Genomic DNA, 19,814 nt, shown 5'->3' with positions numbered 1-19,814 from the left:
CCGCACATAATCGTCGGGCTGGCAGAATGCGAGCGAATTGTTCGCCGTGCCTCGGAGGGCGCTGTTGTGGCCACCATCCCCATGTCGGCCGGAGATCTCGGTATCGACTACCGCCGGTTCACGCCCGTCTTCGTCTTCGCCAGCGGCAAGGGCGGCGTCGGAAAGACGACCCTGACCGGCAACAACGCCACCAAGACCGCCGCCGAGGGCATCCCCACGCTCGCGATCGACGCCAACGGGCAGGGCAACCTCCGCCGCGAGTTCGGGATAGGGGAAGGCGACGGCGGCAAGGCGTTCGTCCAAGCCCTGCGCGACGGTACCCCCCTCGTGCCCGTCAAGACCAACCGGCCGAACCTGGACGTCGTGCTCGGCGGCAAGGAACTCCGCGCGATCAACGCCGTCTTCATGGACATCGCTACGGCGTCAGGTCCGATCGCGGCCTTCTGCCGTCTCGCGCAGTGCTTGCAGCCCCTCCTGAGTAAGTACGGCGTCATCTGGATCGACGCGCCCCCGGAGAACCCCAACGTCCTCACCCTCTGCCTGTGCGCAAGTCGATGGCTCGTGACCCCGGTCAAGATGGACGTCTGCTCGCTGGAGGACGCCTTGAAGGACATCTCCGACACCTTCAAGTCCGCCCGTGCCGTGAACCCGCTCCTCCAGCTCCTCGGTGTAGTCCACTTCGGCTCCCCCAGCGGGGCCACCAGCATCCACAGGGAAGTCGTTACCGAGGCCCGCAGGCTCCTCGGTAACAGCACGCACGTCTTCGAGGAGTCGATCCACGCCTCACCGAAGTCGGCGAAGCTGGCCCGCGAGCTCGGGCTCTCCGTGTGGGAGCTGGAACAGCGGGCCCGTGACGAGGACAAGCGCATGGCGGAGCAGATCAGCAACCTTGCTGGCGCCCACAACAATCTGACGACTGCCCTTCTGCGCCAGATGCGCACCCGATTGGAGACCACTGCATGACCGCCGCCCCGCAGACGGATGACCCCCAGGAGAAGGGCGAGCTCGAAGACGCGTTCGGCGGCGATCCCAACTCCGGGAACGTCTTCGACGTCCTGCGAACCCTGGGCCTTCCTCCGGGTGCCCAAGCGCTTCTTCCCGGCCCCAAGGAAGAGGGCGCGCCGCAAGATCCCGAGGCCGAAGCGCCCGAAGCCGAGCTGGAGGTCCGCACGTTTCAGGTGCCTGCCTCGACCGCGACGCGTGCGGAGCAGCTGGCGTTCTGGGAGCGCATTGTCGAAGAGGAGCGCGCCCGGTACCGCGACGCGGTTGCGGCCGCTGACAAGCGGTTCGTCGAGAAGGCGAATCTGCCGCTCTACGTCATCCACCAGGACGGCCTCTACCTCGACATGGTCTCGCCGGCCACCGGGGCCCCGTACAAGACCTTCAAGGCGTACCTCCAGGAGCGGTGGGGCATCTCCCGGGCCCATGGGTACCGAGTCGTGAACGAGCACACGGTTCGCCGGGCGCTGGGAGACCTGGCACCCGAGGCGCTGAGCGCGCGGCAGGTACCGGTGCTCCTGGCCCTGCACCGCCAGGTCAGCAAGGAGAACGCCGACAGCGGCCTTGAAGCCGCGCAGGAGGCAGGCGACGCCGCCGTACAGAAGGCGTGGGAGGAGTCCGAGGCCAAGACCCCGAACGCCCTCCGGGCCACGATCAAGCGTCTGGGCTGGTCCGTCGAGGCTATCGAGACCACGGATGACCTGAGCGATTCAGGAGAAGCCGCCCCGAGCCAGCTGGACCGCTGGGGGAAGGCGGCCAAGGTGTTCGACCCCACCAAGGCCAGCGAGCTTAGCGCGGCCGCCGCCCGCGAGCTCTACGAACAGCTCAAGCCGTTCGTGGACGCCCTGGAAACCGTGGCGCTCCCCAGCGGCAAGGAGGCCAAGTCCTCCTGACCGCCCGGCCACCACAGGGCCCGTGTCTCACATGTGAGACACGGGCCCTGCTGCGTGTGCAACCCCAGCACGAGACGTAAGCGCGTGGCGCTCTCTACCTTCCGCGGGTCCGACACCGCCCCGGGAGGAACCCGCACCATGTCGTCCTACGCCATCGACCTCGAAGCCCAGCGCCGCGAGGTGCAGTACCCCAACGGCATCCCCGTCAACTTCTCCAAGAAGCTCGACCTGCTCTTCCCGGCCGAACTGCCGGCCGACGCCCTGGACCCGCTCCTGAGCGCCGAGCTCGACCTCGTCGGCCTCCTCGCCGACATCATGCGCACCGACAGCGGCACCGCCGTCGGCGAGGTGATCGAGGTGCTGTTCAAGCGCCCCCGCCTCCCGAAGCAGTTCCTCGCCGCGATCCGCGAGACGTACGCGCTGCTCCTCGATGAGGACCAGTACGAGCAGTTCATCGCCGCGCGCCCGTCGATCGGTGACTACGTCCGGCTCAGCACCGCCCTGATCCGCGTCTACGGGGTGGACCTGGGAAAGCTCTTCGGGTCGGCCGGCTCCTCCGCTCCCGATGGGGCGACGTCGAGTCCGACCTCCTCCGGTACTACGGACTCGACGCCCGGGGCATCTGGCTTCGCCCAGGACAGCCCGGCTTCCTCGGACTCCGCCGGCTGACCTCGCTCCTCGACGGCCTGCCCGAGGAGTCCCGCGTCAGCTCGTCGCCTATCGGCGGCTGGACTGTCCGCACCGAACTCCTGGCGCAGCTCGTGGAGGAGATCTCCCTGCTCGCCTCCGACCACCGCCGCAAGGAACCGCGGACGATCAACCGCCCGTACGACACGGCGGACACGGAGGCGCAGCAGCCCACGAAGCCGATGAACGGCCACCAGGCGATGCTGGCGGCCGCAGCCAGGAGAGGAATGGTCCGCAGTGGCTGAGGGCATGCAGGCCGGCCGCCTCGAAGTGCCGGTCGTCGCCTCCCTCGCGGGGTTCGCCGAAGAGCTGCGGACCAAGGTCGAGGCGGCCGCCGAAGGTCTGGCGGTGCAGGTCAAGGTCAAGGTCGACACCAAGGGCCTGCGCAAGAAGATCGAGAAGGCCGTCGAGCGGGCCTCCCGCGGCGTCACCGCCACGGTGCGGGTCCGCGTCGACCGCGACGGCCTGCGCGGCGAGCTCAACGATGTCGCACGCGAGGCCGCCAGCAACGACATCCGCGTCCCGGTGGACGTCGACGAAGGGCGGCGCCGAGGCGGGCTGCTGGACCGGATCCGGTCTCTCCTGGGCGGCGCCCAGAGCGAGGCCGACCGGACCCCGGTCCGGGTCCCCGTCCAGTTCCAGATGCCGCGCGGCCGGCGCTCCCTGCGGATGCTCGCCCTGGGCGGCATCATCTCGGTCCTCCAGCCCGCCATCGCCGCGCTCACGCAGTACGGCGGCGCGGTCGTCGCCCTCGCCTCCTCGATGGCCCCGGCCGTCGGTGTCCTCGGCGCCGTCCCCGGCCTCATCATGGCCGCCGGCGCGGCTGCCATCGGCACCAAGGTCGCCTTCTCCGGCTTCGGCGAGGCGTTGAAGCAGACCCTCAAGGCGCAGGCGCAGCTACGGGACGGCACGAAGCTCACCGAGGCGCAGCAGAAGGCGCTCGACAAGTCGCTGGAAAACGTGTCCGTCTCGGCCCGCAAGTCGGTGAGCACCATCGCGTCCCTGAGCGGCGGGTGGCGCAAGATGCGCCAGTCCGTGCAGGAGCGCTTCTTCTCGAAGGTCGCCAACGAAATTCGGCCCCTGTCGAACGCGGTTCTCCCGCTCCTGCGGGACGCCCTGGGCGACTCTGCGTCGCAGATGGGCGCGCTCGCTCAGCGTGGTGCCCGGTTCATGCAGACCGGGGTCTTCAAGAGCGACTTCAAGAAGATAGCCGGGACCAATTCGAAGGTCATCGGCAACCTCACCAACGGCCTGGGGAACCTCGGCCGTGCCTCCCTCGACTTCCTGGTCGCCTCCGGCCCCTTCGTCGAGCGCATCGGCGCGGCTGGCGAACGCTTCACCCAGTGGGTCCGGGCCTCGGCCGCCGCAGGCCGCTCCACCGGCTCGCTCGGCCGCTTCCTCGACCACGCCGCCGAGAAGGCCAAGCAGCTCGGCCGCACCACCCTGTACCTCGGGCGGGGCCTCGCCGGAGTCGGCCGCGCCGGCATGGACGCGGGCAACGCCCTCTTCGACGGCCTCGAAGGCGCCATGCGCCGGTTCGACCGCTGGGCCAACAGCGGCGAGGGCAAGAAGTCCATGGAGAAGTTCTTCTCCGACGCCGCCCCCACCTTCCACGAGCTCAACGCGCTCGTCGGCGACCTCGTCCGCGGCCTCGGCCGCATGGCCAAGGACAACGGCGTCGCCGACCTCGTCCGCCAGATACGCACTGAGCTGATGCCCGGCATCGGCGCCTTCCTCGATTCCATCGGCCAGACCGTCGGCCCCGCCGTCATCGGCATCATCTCCAACCTCGCCCAGGCCATCGCCACCCTGTCCGTCGCCGGAGTCGGGCTCGGCATGCTCCTGGGCGCCTTCAACGGCCTGCTCAACATCTTCAACCGGCTGACGGACGTCGTTCCCGGCCTCGGCACCGGCCTCGGGATCCTCCTCGGTACGATGCTCGCCTTCAAGGTCGTCCGCAGCATCACCGGAGCCCTGACCGGCATGGTCGGCTCCATCCGCAACCTCGGCGCCGCCACCAGCGTCGCCAACGGCACCATGGGCCCCCACATCAGCGTCTGGCAGCGCATGCAGGGCGCCTACAACAGCGCGGCCGCCGGAGCCGGCCGAATGACCGGCGCCATGCGGGCCGTCGGCTCGGTCGCCGGCTCGGTCCGCGTCGGCATGTCCGGACTCGTCGGAGCCCTCGGCGGGCCCTGGGGCGCGGCCATCGCGCTCGTCACCATCGGCGTGGGCCTGCTGGCCAACCAGCACGAGAAGGCCGCCCGCGCGGCCGCCGAACAGCAGAACCGCGTCAACTCCCTCGCCCAGGCCCTGCGGGACTCCAACGGCGCCATCGACGCCAACGTCCGTGCCCAGGCCGCCCAGCTCCTCCAGGACGCCAAGATCGCCGACGGCAAGGGCAAGCTCGTCGACCGCATGCGGGAAGCCGGAATCTCCCTCAAGGAACTTACCGACGCCTACCTGGGCCAAGGCACCTCGCTCAAGGAGATGCAGGACGAACTCCAGGCCACCGCCGACGCGCACGAGAAGTGGATCGTCTCCTCCGGCGGAGCGGCCCAGGCATGGGACGACGAGGGCCTGGCCGCGATCCGTGCCAAGGACGCCCTCAAGGCCGTCAGCGGCGACCTCGACAAGAGCATGCAGAAGAACAAGGAGTTCGCCGACGCCACCCGGAACGCCGGCGACGGCGGCACCGACTCGTTCAGCCGCCTCAAGACCGCTGTCGAAGGCATGTCGAACTCGACCGCGACCGCTGACGACCGGGTCAACTCCCTGAAGCGCGCCCTCGACGCCCTCACCGGCGGCACCCAGTCCTTCCACGACGCCCAGACCCGGGTGAACGCCGCGGTGATCTCCGTCAACGATGCGATGGAGGCCAACACCAGCAAGCTCAAGAACGCCGCGAAGGAACTGATCCAGTACGACGGCTCCGTCAACACCGCGACCAAGGCCGGCCAGCAGTTCAACACCCACCTCACCGAACTTCGGGACTCCGCGGCCGGGGCCGCCATCGCCGCCGTCGAGCTCGCGAAGAGCAACGGAACCCCGCTCGCCGACGCGCTCAAGACGGGGCAGGCCGAGATGAAGAAGGCCCGGGACGCTGCCGTCGACTACGGCCGCGACCTCGGCCTGACGGTTCCCCAGGCCGAGGCCCTCGCCGACAAGATGGGCCTGATGCCCTCGACGGTGAGCATCCTCCTCGCCGCCAAGGGCATCCCCGAGGCGAACGCACAGATCCTCGGCCTCCAGACCCAGCTCGCGTCCATCCCGGCGGGGAAGTCGATCACCGTCAAGGCGCCCAACGCCGAGGCCATCGCCGCCCTGCGCGCCGTCGGCTTCCAGGTCGCCACGCTGCCCGGCGGGAAGAACGTCTCGATCACCGCTCCGACCGGCGGCGCCCGCAGCCAGCTCTCCATGCTCGTCGAATCCCTCGCCGCGACGCCGGCGAACAAGAACGTCTCCGTCAAGGCCCTGATCAAGACCGCCGCCGACGACCTCACCGCCGTCCGCGACAAGGTGGCAGAACTTCCTGCGGGCAAGACGGTGAAGATGGAGGCCCCGACCAAGCTCGCGCAGGACGAGCTCAAGAGCCTGGGCTTCGAGATCAAGGAAGTCCCCGGCACGAAGAACGTCGAGATCACCGCACCCACTGGGACCGCGCTCCAGAACGTCCGCGACATCCAGGGCAGCATCAACCGACTGACCGGCCGGACCGTCCAAGTGACGATTCAGTACCACTCGGTCGGCAAGCCCGCGGTGGTCTCCCAGCAGGCCGACGGAGGCATCGTCCGCTTCGCCGAAGGCGGGATCCACAAGGTCCGCAACCGCGTCCGGGCCTTCGCGAACGGAGCCGAGAACCACATCGCGCAGATCGCCCGCCCGGGCGAGTGGCGCCTGTGGGCCGAGCCGGAAACCGGCGGCGAGGCGTACATCCCCCTCGCCCCGTCCAAGCGCCGGCGCTCCGCCGCGATCCTCGACGAGGTGGCCCGGATGTTCGGCGGCCGGGTCGTGTACTTCGCCAACGGCGCACTGCGCCAGTACGCGGACGGCGCCACCCGGCTGCCGCGGAGCACCGCAGCTCCCGCCGCGCCGCGCTCCACCGTTTCCCAGGGAAACGCCTCCCCTGCTCTCGTGGGCGGGGACTTCAATCTCACGATGACCAGCCAGCCGCTGACGCCCGGCGAGGCCATCAGCGACGCGATGTTCGAGTTCCGACGTATCCGACTTGGAGGAGTACATGCCGGCTGAGGGCGAGTGGAGACTCTGGTACCCGGGCTACCGGTGGCACCCGGGCGCCGACTTCACGTTCGGCAGCTTCCGCACCGGCTGCTACCTGACCGCGCCGTACGAGATCACCCTCGGCAGTCGCGACAACGGCGACATGGAGCTGCCGCGCGGCGACGGGATCCGGTTCGGCCGCGATTACCGGCCCGCCTCCACGATCACGTTCGAGCTCGCCGTCGACGGCATCGGCGCCTCCAACACCCGGCATGGACGGCATGCTGCCGGGCTCAGCCGCCTGTCCACCTTCGCCCGGGCCTGGGACGCGGAGTCCCTGCGCGTGCGGTACGGGCACTCGGCCGTGCTGTCGACGACCCAGGGTGGCCGACAGCGCCGGTTCTACGGCCGGCCCCGCAAGTGGGCGCCCGCCGGATCGAGGCTGACCCGGCAGGGGATCACCCCGGTCGTCGCGGAGTTCGCGTGCGTGGACGACACCGCCTACGACGACGTCGAGCAGATGGAACGCGTACCGCTGGTCTGGGCGAACATCGCCAACCCGGGAGGATTCGGCCCCCGCCTGACCTCCCCGATCGGCGGTGGGTTCCCCAAGCCGCAACCGATCGACCCGGTCACCCCCAACGACCCGCCGGGAGTCGTGTACAACGGCGGGAACAAGGCCGCGTGGCCGATCATCACGATCTACGGGCCGATCACCAACCCCTCCGTGGTCCTCGAAAGGTGGTGGACTGCGACGTTCGACATCACCCTCAAGCGGGGCGAGAAGATCACCATCGAGACGCGCCCGTGGATCTCGACCGTCACCCGCGGCAGCGCCTCTGTCGCCGGCCTGATGCGGCGCGGCTCCCCGCGCCTGGACGAGATGGTGCTGCCGACCGGCCGCCAGGTCTTCCGGCTCAAGAACACCGGCCTTCCGGACCCGAGCGCCTACATGACGATCCAATGGCGGAACGCCTTCTCCTACATCTGACGGCCGGCCGAACGCTCCCCGCGACACAAGCCGTTTCTCTGAGAAACGCTCGCGCCCTCAACGGAACGAGCAAGGAGACGCGGCATGTGGGACGGAGTCCCGTGGTTCACGGAGGGGGGCGCGCTGCACTCCGCCGAGACAGCCCGGCTGCTGGCGTACGCAGCGTTCGGCAGCAACGAGGGCGTGGTGGGGGCCCGGGACCTGGTGGTGCGCGCCCTGGAGCAGCCTGCCGCGAGTGTGCAGGTCGCACCGGGTGCGTGCGCGATCCTCAACCGGGCCGTCGGTGCGACGTACCAGGCGTACGCGGGCCGGCTGCCAGTGCCGGACACGATCCCGATCGCGGCCACCGGCGCCCAGCCGCGCAGTGACCTGATCGTGGCGCGGGTGGAGAACCCCTACCCCGCGGGGGAGGGGTGGGCGCTCCCCGCGGACCCGGAGGCGGGCCCGTACCTGTTCACCCGGGTGATCTCCGGGGTGCCGTCGACGACGATCGGGCGGGATCTGCCGACGCTCGCGCCCCAGGACTCGGCGATCGCGCTCGCACGCATCGACATCCCGGCGAACACCGCGGCGATCACGCAGGAGATGATCACCGACCTGCGCGCGGTTGCGAACCCGCGGCAGGAGCGGCAGATGCGGACGGCCCGACTCGGTGAGGCGACGACGCTGGGCTACTTCGACGGCTCGTGGCAGGAGTGGCCCGGGCAGCTGACGACTTGGCGGTTCGACGTCCCGGTGTGGGCGACGCGGATGGCGGCGAAGCTGTCCGTGTCCGGCTTCCGGGTCTCGGGCAGCCCGGTGGCGGGCGACATCCGGCTGGCGTTCGCCGGCCTGCCGGGCCCGGACGTCCCTCTCAACGACGACGAGGGGTCGGGGGTCCGTCGGCGCACGATTCTGCTCTCCGGCGAGTTCCCGATCGGGGCCGACTTGCGGTCCACCACGCAGGAGCTGGAGGTGTGGACGCGTCTGACGGCGGCGGGCAACGGACAGGTGCAGGTCGACCAGAGCTCGTGGCTCACTCTTGAGGTGGAGTTCTTCGAGACCCCGGACACCGAGCTCCTGGAGCCCGCCGTGGCCATGGGCCCGCTCTTCCTGGAGGCGCCGTTCCAGGAGGAGCCGCCCGAGGAACTGCCGGACCTCCCGGATGCCGGCGAGCCCGTGATGGAGGGAGGGGTCTGAGATGGAGAGGTGGCGATTCATCGCCCAACGGGCCCTGGGCGGCACGATCCTCGACTGGGACGTCCCGATCGCCCTGACGTCGAATCCTCGCCGCGAGCTGTCCGGGCCGGGCTCGATGACGGGCACGATCGAGCCCGAGTACCAGCGGATGATCGGCTCCGACGGGAAGCCGCTCATCCAGGAGTGGGGCACGAAGCTCTACCTGGAGATCAACGGGGCGATCCGCTGGGGCGGGGTCGTGACCAGCACCTCGTACGACGGTGGGAAGGCCACGATCCGCTCCGAGGGCTTCACGGCCTACCCGCACGGCATTCCCTTCGAGAGCCACATGATCTCCGGCCCGCTCATCACCCCAAAAGATCCGTATGCCGGAAAAGATAAGAACCACGACGGATGGGTGGACGGGAAGAAGGGCAAGCAGCGCATGCCCAAGCCCCCGAAGCCCTACGGCGGCCACCGCCAGGACGTCTACGCCGCTGTCCGCGCCATCTGGGCCCACATCAAGTCGCGCCCCTACGGGGACATCGGACTGGTCGTCGACTCCCACAACCTCGGCGAGCTCCTGGGCGCCAGGGACGGAAGCGACCCCTGGGAACTCGCTTGGTGGGACAACCCCGACTGCGGGCAGGTCATCGACACTCTGACCCGCCTCACCCCGTTCGACTGGCGCGAAGAGCACTTCTGGGCGAGGTCCACCGGCAACACGATCTCCCACCGGCTGCGCCTGGGTAAGCCGCGCCTCGGCCGCAGACGCAGCGATCTGCGGTTCGTCGACTCGGAGAACATCATCGCCATCGCCAAGCCGGAGGGCATGGGCGATGAGTACGCCAACGAGGCCATCGTGCTCGGCAAGGGCGAGGGCCGAAAGATGGCGCGCGCCCAGGTTGCCGCGTATGACGGGCGGCTGCGGCGGGTCGTGACCATCACGGACAAAACCCTCTCCTCACCCTCGGCCCTGACCAGGCGCGGCCGCGCCGAGCTCGCCGGACGTACGAAGGCCCTCCAGATCCCGCGGATCCAGGTCATCGACCACCCCAACGCGCGGTTCGGCAGCTGGCAGCTCGGCGACGACATCCGTGTCCAGGTCCAGGTGCCGTGGGTGGGGAACGTTGACGTGTGGCACCGGATCATCGCCGACGAGGTCTCCGCCGACGGGATCATCACCCTCGACCTCCGCCGCTCGGACAGCTTCGTGTACTAGGCCACCGCCCAGGCCAGGACGCGACGCTAAGCCCGGCCGTCCGGACCATGCCGCCCCATGGTCAAGATCCTTGAGGGCAGCACGGGTGCGGCGGACCTCGCACGCACCCTCCACGACCTGACCCGGCGCCTCCAGGCGCTGGAGCGCAGCACGCAGGCGTCGCACACGTCCATCGAGGGCGGCGCGATGGACATCTACGACGCCGACGGCAGCCTCAAGGGCAGCGTGGGCGTCCAGCCGGACGGCGGCGTCGCCCTGGTCCCGGTGAACCCCACGCCGCCGCCAACCCCCACGGCCCCGGCCATCGAGCCGGTGCTCGCCGGCCTCGTCGTCGGCTGGGACGGCACCTGGGCGGACGCGTACGACACCCCTTCGGATTTCGCGCTCGTCCAGGTCCACGTCGGCACGGCCGCCGACTTCGTGCCGAGCCTCGCCACGCAGGTGGGCACCATCACCGCGCAGGCCGGCGGCACCGCCACCATCGCCCTGGAGGGCTACGCCGCCCGCTGGGTGCGGCTCGTCGGGCAGAACACGGGCCAGATCACCGGGCCGCCGTCCGCGGCGACCCCCGGCACCCCGCGCCAAGCCGTCGGCCAGGACCTCCTCGACGGCATCATCGGCGAGGTCAAGCTCGCCAAGGACGCCGTCACCGCGGGCAAGATCGCGCTCGGCGCCGTGACCGACGCGGCCCTCGCGGCGGGCGCCGTCACGATGAACGCCCTCGGCGGCGCGCTCGCCGACGGCATCACCCAGCGGTACGTCGACGCGATGGGCGACCCGAAGGCCTGGCGGGTGCTGAACCAGCCGGCCGGCGCCGCGTGGGCGCACCTGGCGGCCCCGGACGCGCCCACCGGCCGGACGCTGGCCAGGGCCACCGGCTACACCGTCGTCCGCGGCACCGTCCAGGTCCCCTACGACCCCGACGGCCTGTACCGGATCTCCGCGCGGGTGCGCACCGTCACCGGCTCGGTCTCCGGCACCGACACCCTGTACGTCGGCGCGCTCGGCGTCGCCGCGGACGGCGTCACCCTGGTCAACCGCAACGGCGCGAACTCGTACACCTCCGGGCACTACGTGGCCGCGTCGAACACGCCGCAGCCCGCCGGTTCGGGCTGGACCGTCTACACCGGCTACCTCCGCGGCCGCGCCGCGACAGGATCCCCGGGCACCGGCGGCGCCGCCCTCGACCCGCGCACGCCCGGCGTCATGCACGCGGACACGCGGTTCATCTCCCCCCTGCTCTACCTGAACTTCGGCAGCGGCACGGCAGGCACCACCGGCGTCATGGACGTCGACGCGGTGACGATCGAGGTCCTCAAGACCGGCATCGTCGACTCCACGAACCTCGTCGTCGGCTCGGTGACCACCGCGGCGCTGGCCGCCGACGCGGTCGCCGCCGGGAAGATCTCGGCGGAGGCGGTCACCGCCCGGGAGATCAAGGCCGGCGCCGTGAACACCGGCGCGCTCGCGGCCGGCTCGGTGACCGCGGAGAAGATCCTCGCCCTGGCCGTCACCGCGGAGAAGATCGCCGTGCTCGCGGTGACCGCGGAGAAGATCGCCGCCCTGGCCGTCACCGCGGACAAGCTCGCCGCCAACGCCGTCACGGCCACGAAGATCGCCGCCGGCGTCATCGACGCCACCCACGTCAAGGCCGGCTCGCTCACCGCCGACAAGCTCGCCATCGGCACCGACGGCAACCTGATCGCCGACCCCTCGTTCGAGGCCGCGCTCAGCGACCAGCGGGTGGCCGCGGCCGCGTACTGGTCGATCGCCGCCGGCAACGGCACCCCGCGCGCCGTCCGGGTCGACGCCACCAGCGCCACGGCCGTCTCCCGGCCGCTGGACATCGCCGATCTCCCCGCCGTCCCGGGCCAGAAGGTGTGGCTGGCCGTCGACTACCTCGCCTCCACCGACTGGGCGGGCGCCCGCATCAGCATCTACGCCCAGTGGCTCGACGCGGCCGGCACCGCCCTCGGCGCGAGCATCGTCACCACCGGCGACGGCCTGGCCGTCCGCGGCTCCTGGCAGCGCCTCGCCGGAGCCCCCGCCGAGGCCGCACCGGCGGGCACGGTCCGCATCCGCGTCCGGGTCGTCTCGGTCTTCGGCACCGCGGGCACCGTCGCCTTCGACAACGCCGTCGCCCGCTTCGTCGTCGCCTCCGGCTCCACCGGCGCCCGCGCCGAGCTGTCCCCCCTGGGCATCCAGCTCTTCGACCAGGACGGCAGCGAGGCCGTCGCCCTGGTCACCGGCCGCCCCAACTACCTCACCCTCGCCACCGACCAGATTCCCGTCGCCACCATCGACCAGCTCGGAAACGCCGGGTTCAGCAACGTCTCGGTGGCCGGCAGCCTCACCGTCGGCGGCGACCGCCTCGACCGGATCCTGGCCAACCACCCCCGCGGTCTGGTCGCCGTCGGCTACCCGACCACCGCCGTCAGCACCGGCACCACCGAGTACGGCTACATGGAGCTCGGCTTCGAGGCAAACCCCACCCGTATGTACCGCGTCGTCTTCGACTGCTACGCCGACCCGGCGGCCGCCGGCGGCGAGGTCGTGGTCGTCCTCCGCGACGGCGGCGCCGCCACCCCCACCCTCAACTCGCCGCAGATCCAGTCCCTCAGCCAGCCCACACCGTGGGAGGGCTGGATCCGGGTGCACCTGGAGACGATCCGCTCCGGCGCCGATTTCGGCACCGGCTTCCACCGCCTGCTGATCACCTTCCGCGCCCAGGGCGGCCCGGCCGGCCAGACCGTCCGCCTCCTCGGCGGCAGCAACTTCCCCGGCCTGTTCTACGTCGAGGACATCGGCCCCTCCATTCCCGACACCGGCGTCTACAACCCCGGCGGCGGCAACCCCACCTTCATCACACGCTTCTACAAGAGGGAGTACGCGGCCTCCTGGTCCGGCTCGTACATGAACCGCGGCCCGTACAACGCCACTCACGGCAACGCGTGCGTCCAGGGCTACAGCTCGGTGTACGGCATGCAGTCGGCCCTCATCGGCTTCCCCGTCGAGCTCGCCACCGACCTCGCCGGCGCCACCATCCTCAAGGCCGAAGTCCTCCTGTGCTTCGACCAGTGGGCGAGCAACACGGGCGGGACCGCGGTCATCAGGGCCCACAAGCACCCCTCCCGGCCCGCCACCTTCTCCTGCGACTCCGAAGCCCAGGCCATCGCCTGGACCCGCAACACGGCCCAGTGGGTCGACATCACGTCCGTCTTCGACCACACCTCCTGGCGCGGCATCGCGCTCGACCCGAATAACGCCGACCCCGCATACAGCGGCCGCGCGCGCGGTGTCGGTCAGCCCTACGCCCCTGTCCTCCGCGTCACCTGCAAGAAGTAGCCCTTGGAGGCCCCATGCCCATCTCCGCCCTCATCGACGAGCACGCCCTCATGCGCAGCCCGGCCTTCGCCGACCGCGTCCGCACCGCATTCGTCCGCGTCGCCCGCGAAGTCCTCGCCGAAGACCCCGACACCCAGGGATACCCCCTGCGGTCCGCCCTCGCCCGCAACGCCCTGAACCCCTCCGACCTCACCGGCCCCGGCTACGCGCCCGCCCTCGCGACCGACCCCCTCGTCTCCGCGGCCGCCGCCGCCGGCCGCGTCGAAGGCCAGCCCGACAGCTCCCAGGCCGGCATCACCGACGAGCAGCTCCTCGACGCCGTCCGCCGCACCTGGAACCTCATCGCCGGCGTCGTCGAGCCGCCCACCGGCTCCGGGACGTAGAGCGGCCAGCCCGCGACACAAGCCGGACGGTCGTGCACCGTACGGCACTGCGGGGAGCCGCGGCCCTACGGCCCCGGCTCCCGCGCACCCATATCCACTACGAGGAGGGGCGCCGTGGACTGGCTCGCTTCCCTGGCGCCCGTCATTGCCCCCTTGGCGGGCATGGGCGGCGTCGTCGCCGGAGCATGGTTCAGCTACCGCCAGGTCAAGCGCCGCGGCGACGCCGACGAGCGGGTCGCCTCCGTGCAGGCCGTGACCTCGGCGCAGGCCGCCGAGGGACAGACCTACGTCGAGGCCATGAAGACGGTGACCGCCGGCTTCTCCTCCCTGCTCGACCAGCAGAGAGGGATGCTCGACCAGCAGAAGGTCGTCCTGGAGCAGGAGCGCGAAGTGCACGCGCGGACCATCGAGCGCGTCAGCGTCCTGGAGGCCGGACAGCTCGAACTCCAACGGGAAGTCCGGCACATGCGGGAGGAGCAGCGCAAGGACCGCCGCTGGAAGGCGGCCGCGCTCGACTACATCCGCGTCCTGCTCGACAACCTCCGCACGCTGGGCCGCACCGCTCCCACGCCGCCCGACGAGATCGCCGAGGACATCGACCGGCCCGCTGAGTGACCGCCGCGCGACGCAAGACCTCTGCACCGTGCAGGGTCTGGTCCTCTCGTTCCCGACAGACAAGGACCTCGCCATGAGTACCGTCACCACCCTCACCGCCTCGGGAGTCGGCGCCCTCCTGCCGCTCCTGACCGCGGTCGTGCAGCAGCCCTTCTGGTCGGCCCGGGCCAAGCGGGCCGTCGCCGTCGTCGTGGCCCTGCTCGCCGGCGTCGTCACCGTCGCCAGCACGGGCGGCATCGAGCAGTTCACCCACGGTCTGCCCGCGCTGGGCACGATCGTGGCGGTTCTGACCGCCTCACAGGCAGCGCACGAGCTCGTCTGGAAGCCGAGCACGATTACGGCCAAGATCGAATCCGTGACGAGCCCGAAGCCGGGCACAACGGCCTAATCGGTTCGCTGGAGCCCGCGCCTTTCCTCAGGCGCGGGTATCATCCCCGCGAAGGTGAAGTGGCCTTGCTGCCGCCGACCTCGCCGTTGAAGACAGCGCCTCGTCGGGCTGAGGGTCTTGCCTTTCTGGTCCCTCCACGCTTCACGAGGAAGAGCGAATCGAGCCCACTCCGCGCCTCACCGGCGCCGAGGGCCGGGGAGCCAATCGCTCTGGCGATGATCCGGCACACGGCGGGGCCGGTCGCAGCAAGGCCACTTCACCTTCGCTCACCGGCGCCCCGCCGGCACCCGCATGACTCAGGAGGACGCGCCGGAATGGTGGCATCGCACAAGGCCCTCCCCGCAAGCGAGGCGAGGCCGGACCACGGCGAGCGCCCGAAAAGCCGGCGGTGGAAAAACCCGGACCCGGCGGCCGTCGCCGCCCGGACTGCCGAGCTCGTGAAGATCAGCAGGCACAAGGACCGCCACAGGCAGATCGAGCGCCTGGCGCCCCACCTCGTCAAGTTCCTCACCATCACCATCCTCCCGTGGGAGAAGCGGCCCGCCAACTACGAGGTCGAGGCCCTGGCCTTCCGCTCGCCCGAGCTTGCCCGGACAGTTCGCCCGACGCTCGCAGCCATCGCCCGCGAGCCGGAGAAGTACCTGCCCCAGGGGCCCGAGGAACCCAACAAGCACCACCGCAACCGGATCACCGAGCTGCGCAGCCGAGCGCAGGTGGAAGACCGGCTGGTGTACCGCGTGCTGGCTGCTGAAGCAGCCCAGCGCGGCGTCTTCCTGCCCGAGTTCAACGCCCGAGGGCGCGCCCGTAAGCGACTGGCGGACGAGTACCCGGAGCGCTTCCTCGAACTCGTCCGAGAAGAGGAAGACCTCCAGGCGGAGAAGAACGAAGCCGAGCGCCACAAGCGCGCGACAGTTCGGCGGGCCGACCGAACACCATCCTGATCAACCCGTGCCCGACGAAGGCGTACCCCCTCCCACGGGGGTACGCCTTCGTCGTTCGGGTACGCCCTGGGCTCGGGTACGCCTTCGGCTCGGGTACGCCCTGGGCTCGGGTACGCCCTGGGCTCGGGTACGCCCTGGGCTCGGGTACGCCTTCGGCTCGGGTACGCCCTGGGCTCGGGTACGCCCTGGGCTCGGGTACGCCTTCGGCTCGGGTACGCCTTCGGCTCGGGTACGCCTTCGGCTCGGGTACGCCTTCGGCTCGGGTACGCCTTCGGCTCGGGTACGCCCTGGGCTCGGGTACGCCTTCGGCTCGGGTACGCCTTCGGCTCGGGTACGCCTTTGCATATCCGCAGGTCAGATGGGGCGTACCCCGGTGTGCGCCTTGCGCAGCGTCTCCAGGCGTATGCCCGGTGCGGGTGGCTGCGGAGTCAGCCCTGTGCCTCGCCATCTCCTCGCGAAGGCGTACCTGTACGGGCGCAAGGCGTACCCGTACGCCTCGCCTGCGCCGGCGGCATGTACGCCGCCGCGTGCGGGGGTACGCCCTGCGCTCCGCCTTCAAGGCGTACCCGTACGCCTTCGAGGCGTACCTCCCGAGCGGCGATGTACGCCTTGCGGGGACGTGCGAGGCGTACATCGTCGGAGAGGAGCAGGCGTACGTACGCCGGGGTGCGAGGCGTACGTACGGCTCCCCGGCAGGCGTACGTACGCCCTGAGCCCTCCGACGAGCGACGTGACGCGGGGCCATGCCCGTACCCTCCGATCGCCCCCGGGGGCGGGCGTCGGAGTGCGGGGCGCGTCACGTCACGAGGTTGCCGGGCTGGGCACGACGGCGGCCACGATCGCCTCGATGTTGCGCGCCGGGACGTACATGCCGGCGCTGCTGTACAGCTCCGCGGCTGCCGTCTGCCCGCTGGCGTTCATCGCGTCGAGGACGGCCCGCCGGTGTTCCGCGATCAGCTTCTGCAACCTGACCTGCGAGGTGATCCGCTCCAGTTCCGTCACTCCCTTCGGCAGGACCGGAGCAAGGTGTTCGTGGGCCTCCTTGCCGAGCATGTCGGCCTGGAGGCGCGCCTCGATGAGCATCCTCGCCTTCGCCTTCTCCTGAGTGGTCTGCCGTTTCGGCGGAGCCGGAGGGGCCGTCGGCGGCTTCGTCTTGGCGGTGTCCTCCAGGGCCAGGGTGATCGCGGAGTCGGCGTTGACCTGGCCCCACGGGGAGGTGACGACGATGCGCTCCAGGGCCGCCGCGCCGAACCGGTCGCGGATGCCGGCCAGGGCCTGCTTGTCGGTCCGTGCGTCGTCGAGGAGCCTCTGGACCAGGGCCGGGTCGGGCAACGACGGCTCTTCCACCGTCCCCTCGGTGTCCGGGTCGCCGAAGGGCTCCTCCTCGCTGAGGTCGTTCTCCGAGTGCTCCTCCTCGCCGAGGTCGCTCCCGCCCTGGCGCAGCGTCGGCGGCACGGCCCACGGATCGTTCTCCGGGCCCGGGGTCGGATTCTCCAGAGCCATCTGGGCCACGAAGGCGTCGTGCGCCTCTGCGCGGGCCTTCTCGCGCTCGGCGATCTCGTCGGCGAGTTCGCGGCCGCGCCGGAGGACGTACTTCTCCAGCGTGATCTCGGGCTCATCCGGGATCCGCGCCTGGAGCATCCCGTGGTTGGCCGCGACGTTGAGTACTTCGTGCAGCCCCTCGCGGCTGTACCAGACGTCGGGCCGGCGGAGCCGGGCGAGGTAGGCGTCGATCGGGGAGCTGACGGACGTCGGGTGGTCGCGGTCTCCGTCGTCCAGGTCGCCAGGCCGGACCTCGATCTTGAACGCCTGGAGCAGGGCGTACTTCTCGGCGGCGGTCATCGCCTTGTTCGACGCCTTGTCGGATGCGTCGAACGCCTCGCCCACCGTGACGATCCCGGTGTCCATGACGTCGCCGCTCGGGCCACGGACTGCCCATCGAACCTCGATGATCGTCACGTTCATCTTGCCGCGGCTCTGGTGCTCCCGGCTGATGATTTCGGCAGGGAAGATCCGCAAGCCGTACTTCCGCATCGGGCCGGAGCAGGCCCGGATCACGTCCTCCGCCTGGCGGAAGTTGTACTTCTGGTCCTGGTTGGTGCCGTCCTTGCCGATCGGCGCGATCTCTCTCTGGGCGGCGATGAACGCCTTGTCGACCGACCACGACATCAGCTCGTCGAGGTCGGGCGTGTCGAAAGTGGATTCGGCCACGGGTGACCGCCTTCCTGGTTCTGGGGACCGAGTCCCGGCTCGCTCTTGCCGGGACATGGTGCTCTGGGCGGACCCCTAAGATCGCGCCCTTAACTTGGTGTACAGTTTATCACTCTTAGCACTTGTGGGGAGGGGTGAACAGCCCGCTGACGGGAGCTTCCTGCGCCGGGTCCAGCAGTTCCTCGGCGTGCCGCCGGTACCAGGCGTCCAGCGCGCCGGCGGCGTCCGCTTCGTCGTCGGTGGACTCCGGAAGAGCCTCCGCCCACTGGAGCGTTCCGGCCTCGTACTGCCGGCGCAGCGTTCCGGCGTCGCGCTGGAGGAGCTGCGCCAGCTCCACCCACGACGTCCCGTTCAGGTACTCGGCCCGGATCGTCCAGTCGAGCGCTTCCAGGGACAGCACGCGCAGACGACGGGCGGCGCGAATCCGGTCCGCGGCGGACGCCGGTGACGAGGTCTCGCCGACCACGGCGCGAGCGAGATCTGCTGTGGCGCGGGCGGCCTGGGCGGCGGCAAGACGGGCCGCGGCAACCTGGCGGCTGGGGTTCATCGGTAGTGATCCGATCCGTGAAGAGAACGAAGCGGCGGGCGCCCCGAGGATACGGGGCGCCCGCCTTAGTGGATGGGAAGCCGCAGGTCAGCCGACGCTGGCGAGCACCTTCACCCCAGCCTCGTCGGCCGCCTGGTCCTGTTGCTCCTTCGCGAAGCGCGCCTCGAACTCGGGCCGGATGTAGTTCCGGCCGCTCGCGGGGTTCTTGCCCAGCCGCAGCCCGAGCTTCGTTCCGTTGAGGTCGCCCCCCTGCCGGAACCGGTGCTCCTCGCCCGCCAGCTTGGCCGCGCGCCACTCCACGTACAGCAGCTCCTTGCGCTCTTCGAAGGAGAGGTTGGGGTGCAGCTCCTTCGTCCCGCTGTCCTGCGCCGGCTGCCGTGCGGGCGCGGGCCCCGAGGGAGGAGTGGACGGTTCGGCGGCGGCCGCCGGCTTCGTCTGCTGCTCGGGAGGCTGGGCAGGGGAAGGGACGGGCGTCGTGGGCGGGACGGCCTCCAGGTTCGGCTGCTGCTCGGGAGCCCCGCCCTGCCCGACCCACATGGGCACCCGTCGCGGAGGCTTCGGGCGCCGGACGGCAGGCGTCTTGGGGTCGGCGGGCGCGGAGGGGACCACCGTGGCGCCCGGGGATACGACGGCGGCCGTACCGGTGGAGTCGGACCAGTCGGAGCCGGCGCCGTTCTTCCGGACGAACCCGCTGATGTGGAGGCCGAAGGAGCCGCCGAGCGGGACCATCGCCGCCACGGCGCTGCCGACCCCGTACACCCACATCTTGTGCTGGACCATCACGGCCGGGGCCTCGCCGGAGGCGAACCACTCGGACAGGGCGACGACGGCGTGGCCGACGTTCGCGGCCACCGAGATGCACAGCAGGAATCCGAAGATCGCCCACAGGCTCCAGAAGTACCCGGCCTCCTGGCCGTCGGGGGTGCGCTTGCGGATCGAGGTGACCGCGCCGGCGTTGAAGGCGAGCAGTATCTCCAGCGACCCGGCCATCGCGGCGGCCGCGAACGAGGGGAAGCCGATCAGGGTGCCGGCCCAGTGGAGCTGGTACAGGGAGGCGAGCATCATGCCGAAGCTCGCGCCAGCCGCGCCGAGCCGGAGGTTGCGGTGCCAGTCACGCAGCTCGCGCTCGCCTTGCGTGATCTCCCGCAGAACGGTCTTCGGGTTCCTGGATGCGGCCACGGCACAGAGTCCTTCCTGGGCGACTGCCAGAGCC

General features: G+C 70.6%; 16 protein-coding genes. 13 read left to right on the top strand and 3 right to left on the bottom strand.

The window, feature by feature from the left end:
* The first annotated feature begins 66 nt into the window (after positions 1-66).
* The 13 genes from ACFW6A_RS24785 (at position 67) to ACFW6A_RS24725 (ending at position 15,843) form a co-directional block, all read left to right on the top strand.
* Positions 67-963 (top strand): ParA family protein, encoded by an 897-nt coding sequence (locus tag ACFW6A_RS24785; protein WP_386642988.1) that lies wholly within the window; start codon positions 67-69, stop codon positions 961-963.
* A complete protein-coding gene (locus ACFW6A_RS24780; RefSeq protein ID WP_386642985.1) occupies positions 960-1,892 on the top strand; it encodes a hypothetical protein in 933 nt (310 codons plus the stop codon). Before ACFW6A_RS24785 ends, ACFW6A_RS24780 begins: the two co-directional genes overlap by 4 nt.
* Before the next feature lie 138 nt (positions 1,893-2,030).
* On the top strand, positions 2,031-2,561 hold the full coding sequence (locus ACFW6A_RS24775) for a hypothetical protein (RefSeq protein ID WP_386642982.1): 531 nt from the start codon (positions 2,031-2,033) through the stop codon (positions 2,559-2,561).
* Positions 2,562-2,653: 92 nt separating this feature from the next.
* Complete coding sequence (locus tag ACFW6A_RS24770) at positions 2,654-2,824, top strand: hypothetical protein (protein ID WP_386642979.1); 171 nt, start codon at positions 2,654-2,656, stop codon at positions 2,822-2,824.
* Positions 2,817-6,830 carry a hypothetical protein gene (locus tag ACFW6A_RS24765; RefSeq protein ID WP_386642976.1) on the top strand — a complete coding sequence of 1,338 codons (4,014 nt, stop codon included), beginning with the start codon at positions 2,817-2,819 and terminating at the stop codon, positions 6,828-6,830. The genes ACFW6A_RS24770 and ACFW6A_RS24765 overlap by 8 nt, the downstream gene beginning before the upstream one ends.
* On the top strand, positions 6,820-7,791 hold the full coding sequence (locus ACFW6A_RS24760) for a hypothetical protein (RefSeq protein WP_386642973.1): 972 nt from the start codon (positions 6,820-6,822) through the stop codon (positions 7,789-7,791). The genes ACFW6A_RS24765 and ACFW6A_RS24760 overlap by 11 nt, the downstream gene beginning before the upstream one ends.
* 84 nt (positions 7,792-7,875) lie before the next feature.
* Entirely contained in the window at positions 7,876-8,970 is a 1,095-nt protein-coding gene (locus ACFW6A_RS24755; protein WP_386642970.1) for a hypothetical protein, read from the top strand.
* Between the two features lies 1 nt (position 8,971).
* Complete coding sequence (locus ACFW6A_RS24750; protein WP_386642968.1) at positions 8,972-10,171, top strand: hypothetical protein; 1,200 nt, start codon at positions 8,972-8,974, stop codon at positions 10,169-10,171.
* Between the two features lie 57 nt (positions 10,172-10,228).
* The gene (locus ACFW6A_RS24745) at positions 10,229-13,516 is read left to right on the top strand and encodes a hypothetical protein (RefSeq protein ID WP_386642965.1); all 3,288 of its coding nucleotides are present in this window, start codon (positions 10,229-10,231) and stop codon (positions 13,514-13,516) included.
* A gap of 14 nt (positions 13,517-13,530) precedes the next feature.
* On the top strand, positions 13,531-13,899 hold the full coding sequence (locus ACFW6A_RS24740; RefSeq protein ID WP_386642962.1) for a hypothetical protein: 369 nt from the start codon (positions 13,531-13,533) through the stop codon (positions 13,897-13,899).
* Between the two features lie 114 nt (positions 13,900-14,013).
* A complete protein-coding gene (locus ACFW6A_RS24735; RefSeq protein WP_386642959.1) occupies positions 14,014-14,514 on the top strand; it encodes a hypothetical protein in 501 nt (166 codons plus the stop codon).
* A 73-nt stretch (positions 14,515-14,587) separates the two neighbouring features.
* Positions 14,588-14,902, top strand: coding sequence for a hypothetical protein (locus ACFW6A_RS24730; RefSeq protein ID WP_386642956.1), 315 nt, complete (start codon positions 14,588-14,590; stop codon positions 14,900-14,902).
* A 314-nt stretch (positions 14,903-15,216) separates the two neighbouring features.
* Positions 15,217-15,843 (top strand): hypothetical protein, encoded by a 627-nt coding sequence (locus tag ACFW6A_RS24725; RefSeq protein ID WP_386642953.1) that lies wholly within the window; start codon positions 15,217-15,219, stop codon positions 15,841-15,843.
* 801 nt (positions 15,844-16,644) lie between these two features.
* On the opposite strand, the gene ACFW6A_RS24720 is transcribed toward ACFW6A_RS24725, so the two are convergent.
* From ACFW6A_RS24720 to ACFW6A_RS24710, 3 genes are all read right to left on the bottom strand, one after another.
* Positions 16,645-18,054, bottom strand: coding sequence for an ERF family protein (locus ACFW6A_RS24720; RefSeq protein WP_386642950.1), 1,410 nt, complete (start codon positions 18,052-18,054; stop codon positions 16,645-16,647).
* A 115-nt stretch (positions 18,055-18,169) separates the two neighbouring features.
* Positions 18,170-18,601 carry a hypothetical protein gene (locus ACFW6A_RS24715; RefSeq protein WP_386642947.1) on the bottom strand — a complete coding sequence of 144 codons (432 nt, stop codon included), beginning with the start codon at positions 18,599-18,601 and terminating at the stop codon, positions 18,170-18,172.
* An 87-nt stretch (positions 18,602-18,688) separates the two neighbouring features.
* Positions 18,689-19,780, bottom strand: a complete 1,092-nt coding sequence (locus ACFW6A_RS24710; protein WP_386642944.1) for a hypothetical protein — start codon at positions 19,778-19,780, stop codon at positions 18,689-18,691.
* Positions 19,781-19,814: the final 34 nt, after the last annotated feature.

The organism is Streptomyces sp. NPDC058758 (genome assembly GCF_042746075.1).
Taxonomy (GTDB): domain Bacteria; phylum Actinomycetota; class Actinomycetes; order Streptomycetales; family Streptomycetaceae; genus Streptomyces.
Note: the sequence above shows the minus strand (reverse complement) of the source record. Positions and strands in the feature narration are given on the sequence as shown.

Excerpts from the sequence above, each read along its gene's own strand:
- ACFW6A_RS24780 (WP_386642985.1), top strand. The coding sequence starts at position 960 with ATGACCGCCGCCCCGCAGACGGATGACCCCCAGGAGAAGGGCGAGCTC.
- ACFW6A_RS24775 (WP_386642982.1), top strand. The coding sequence starts at position 2,031 with ATGTCGTCCTACGCCATCGACCTCGAAGCCCAGCGCCGCGAGGTGCAG.
- ACFW6A_RS24760 (WP_386642973.1), top strand. The coding sequence starts at position 6,820 with ATGCCGGCTGAGGGCGAGTGGAGACTCTGGTACCCGGGCTACCGGTGG.
- ACFW6A_RS24755 (WP_386642970.1), top strand. The coding sequence starts at position 7,876 with ATGTGGGACGGAGTCCCGTGGTTCACGGAGGGGGGCGCGCTGCACTCC.
- ACFW6A_RS24750 (WP_386642968.1), top strand. The coding sequence starts at position 8,972 with ATGGAGAGGTGGCGATTCATCGCCCAACGGGCCCTGGGCGGCACGATC.
- ACFW6A_RS24745 (WP_386642965.1), top strand. The coding sequence starts at position 10,229 with ATGGTCAAGATCCTTGAGGGCAGCACGGGTGCGGCGGACCTCGCACGC.
- ACFW6A_RS24740 (WP_386642962.1), top strand. The coding sequence starts at position 13,531 with ATGCCCATCTCCGCCCTCATCGACGAGCACGCCCTCATGCGCAGCCCG.
- ACFW6A_RS24730 (WP_386642956.1), top strand. The coding sequence starts at position 14,588 with ATGAGTACCGTCACCACCCTCACCGCCTCGGGAGTCGGCGCCCTCCTG.
- ACFW6A_RS24725 (WP_386642953.1), top strand. The coding sequence starts at position 15,217 with ATGGTGGCATCGCACAAGGCCCTCCCCGCAAGCGAGGCGAGGCCGGAC.
- ACFW6A_RS24715 (WP_386642947.1), bottom strand. The coding sequence starts at position 18,601 with ATGAACCCCAGCCGCCAGGTTGCCGCGGCCCGTCTTGCCGCCGCCCAG.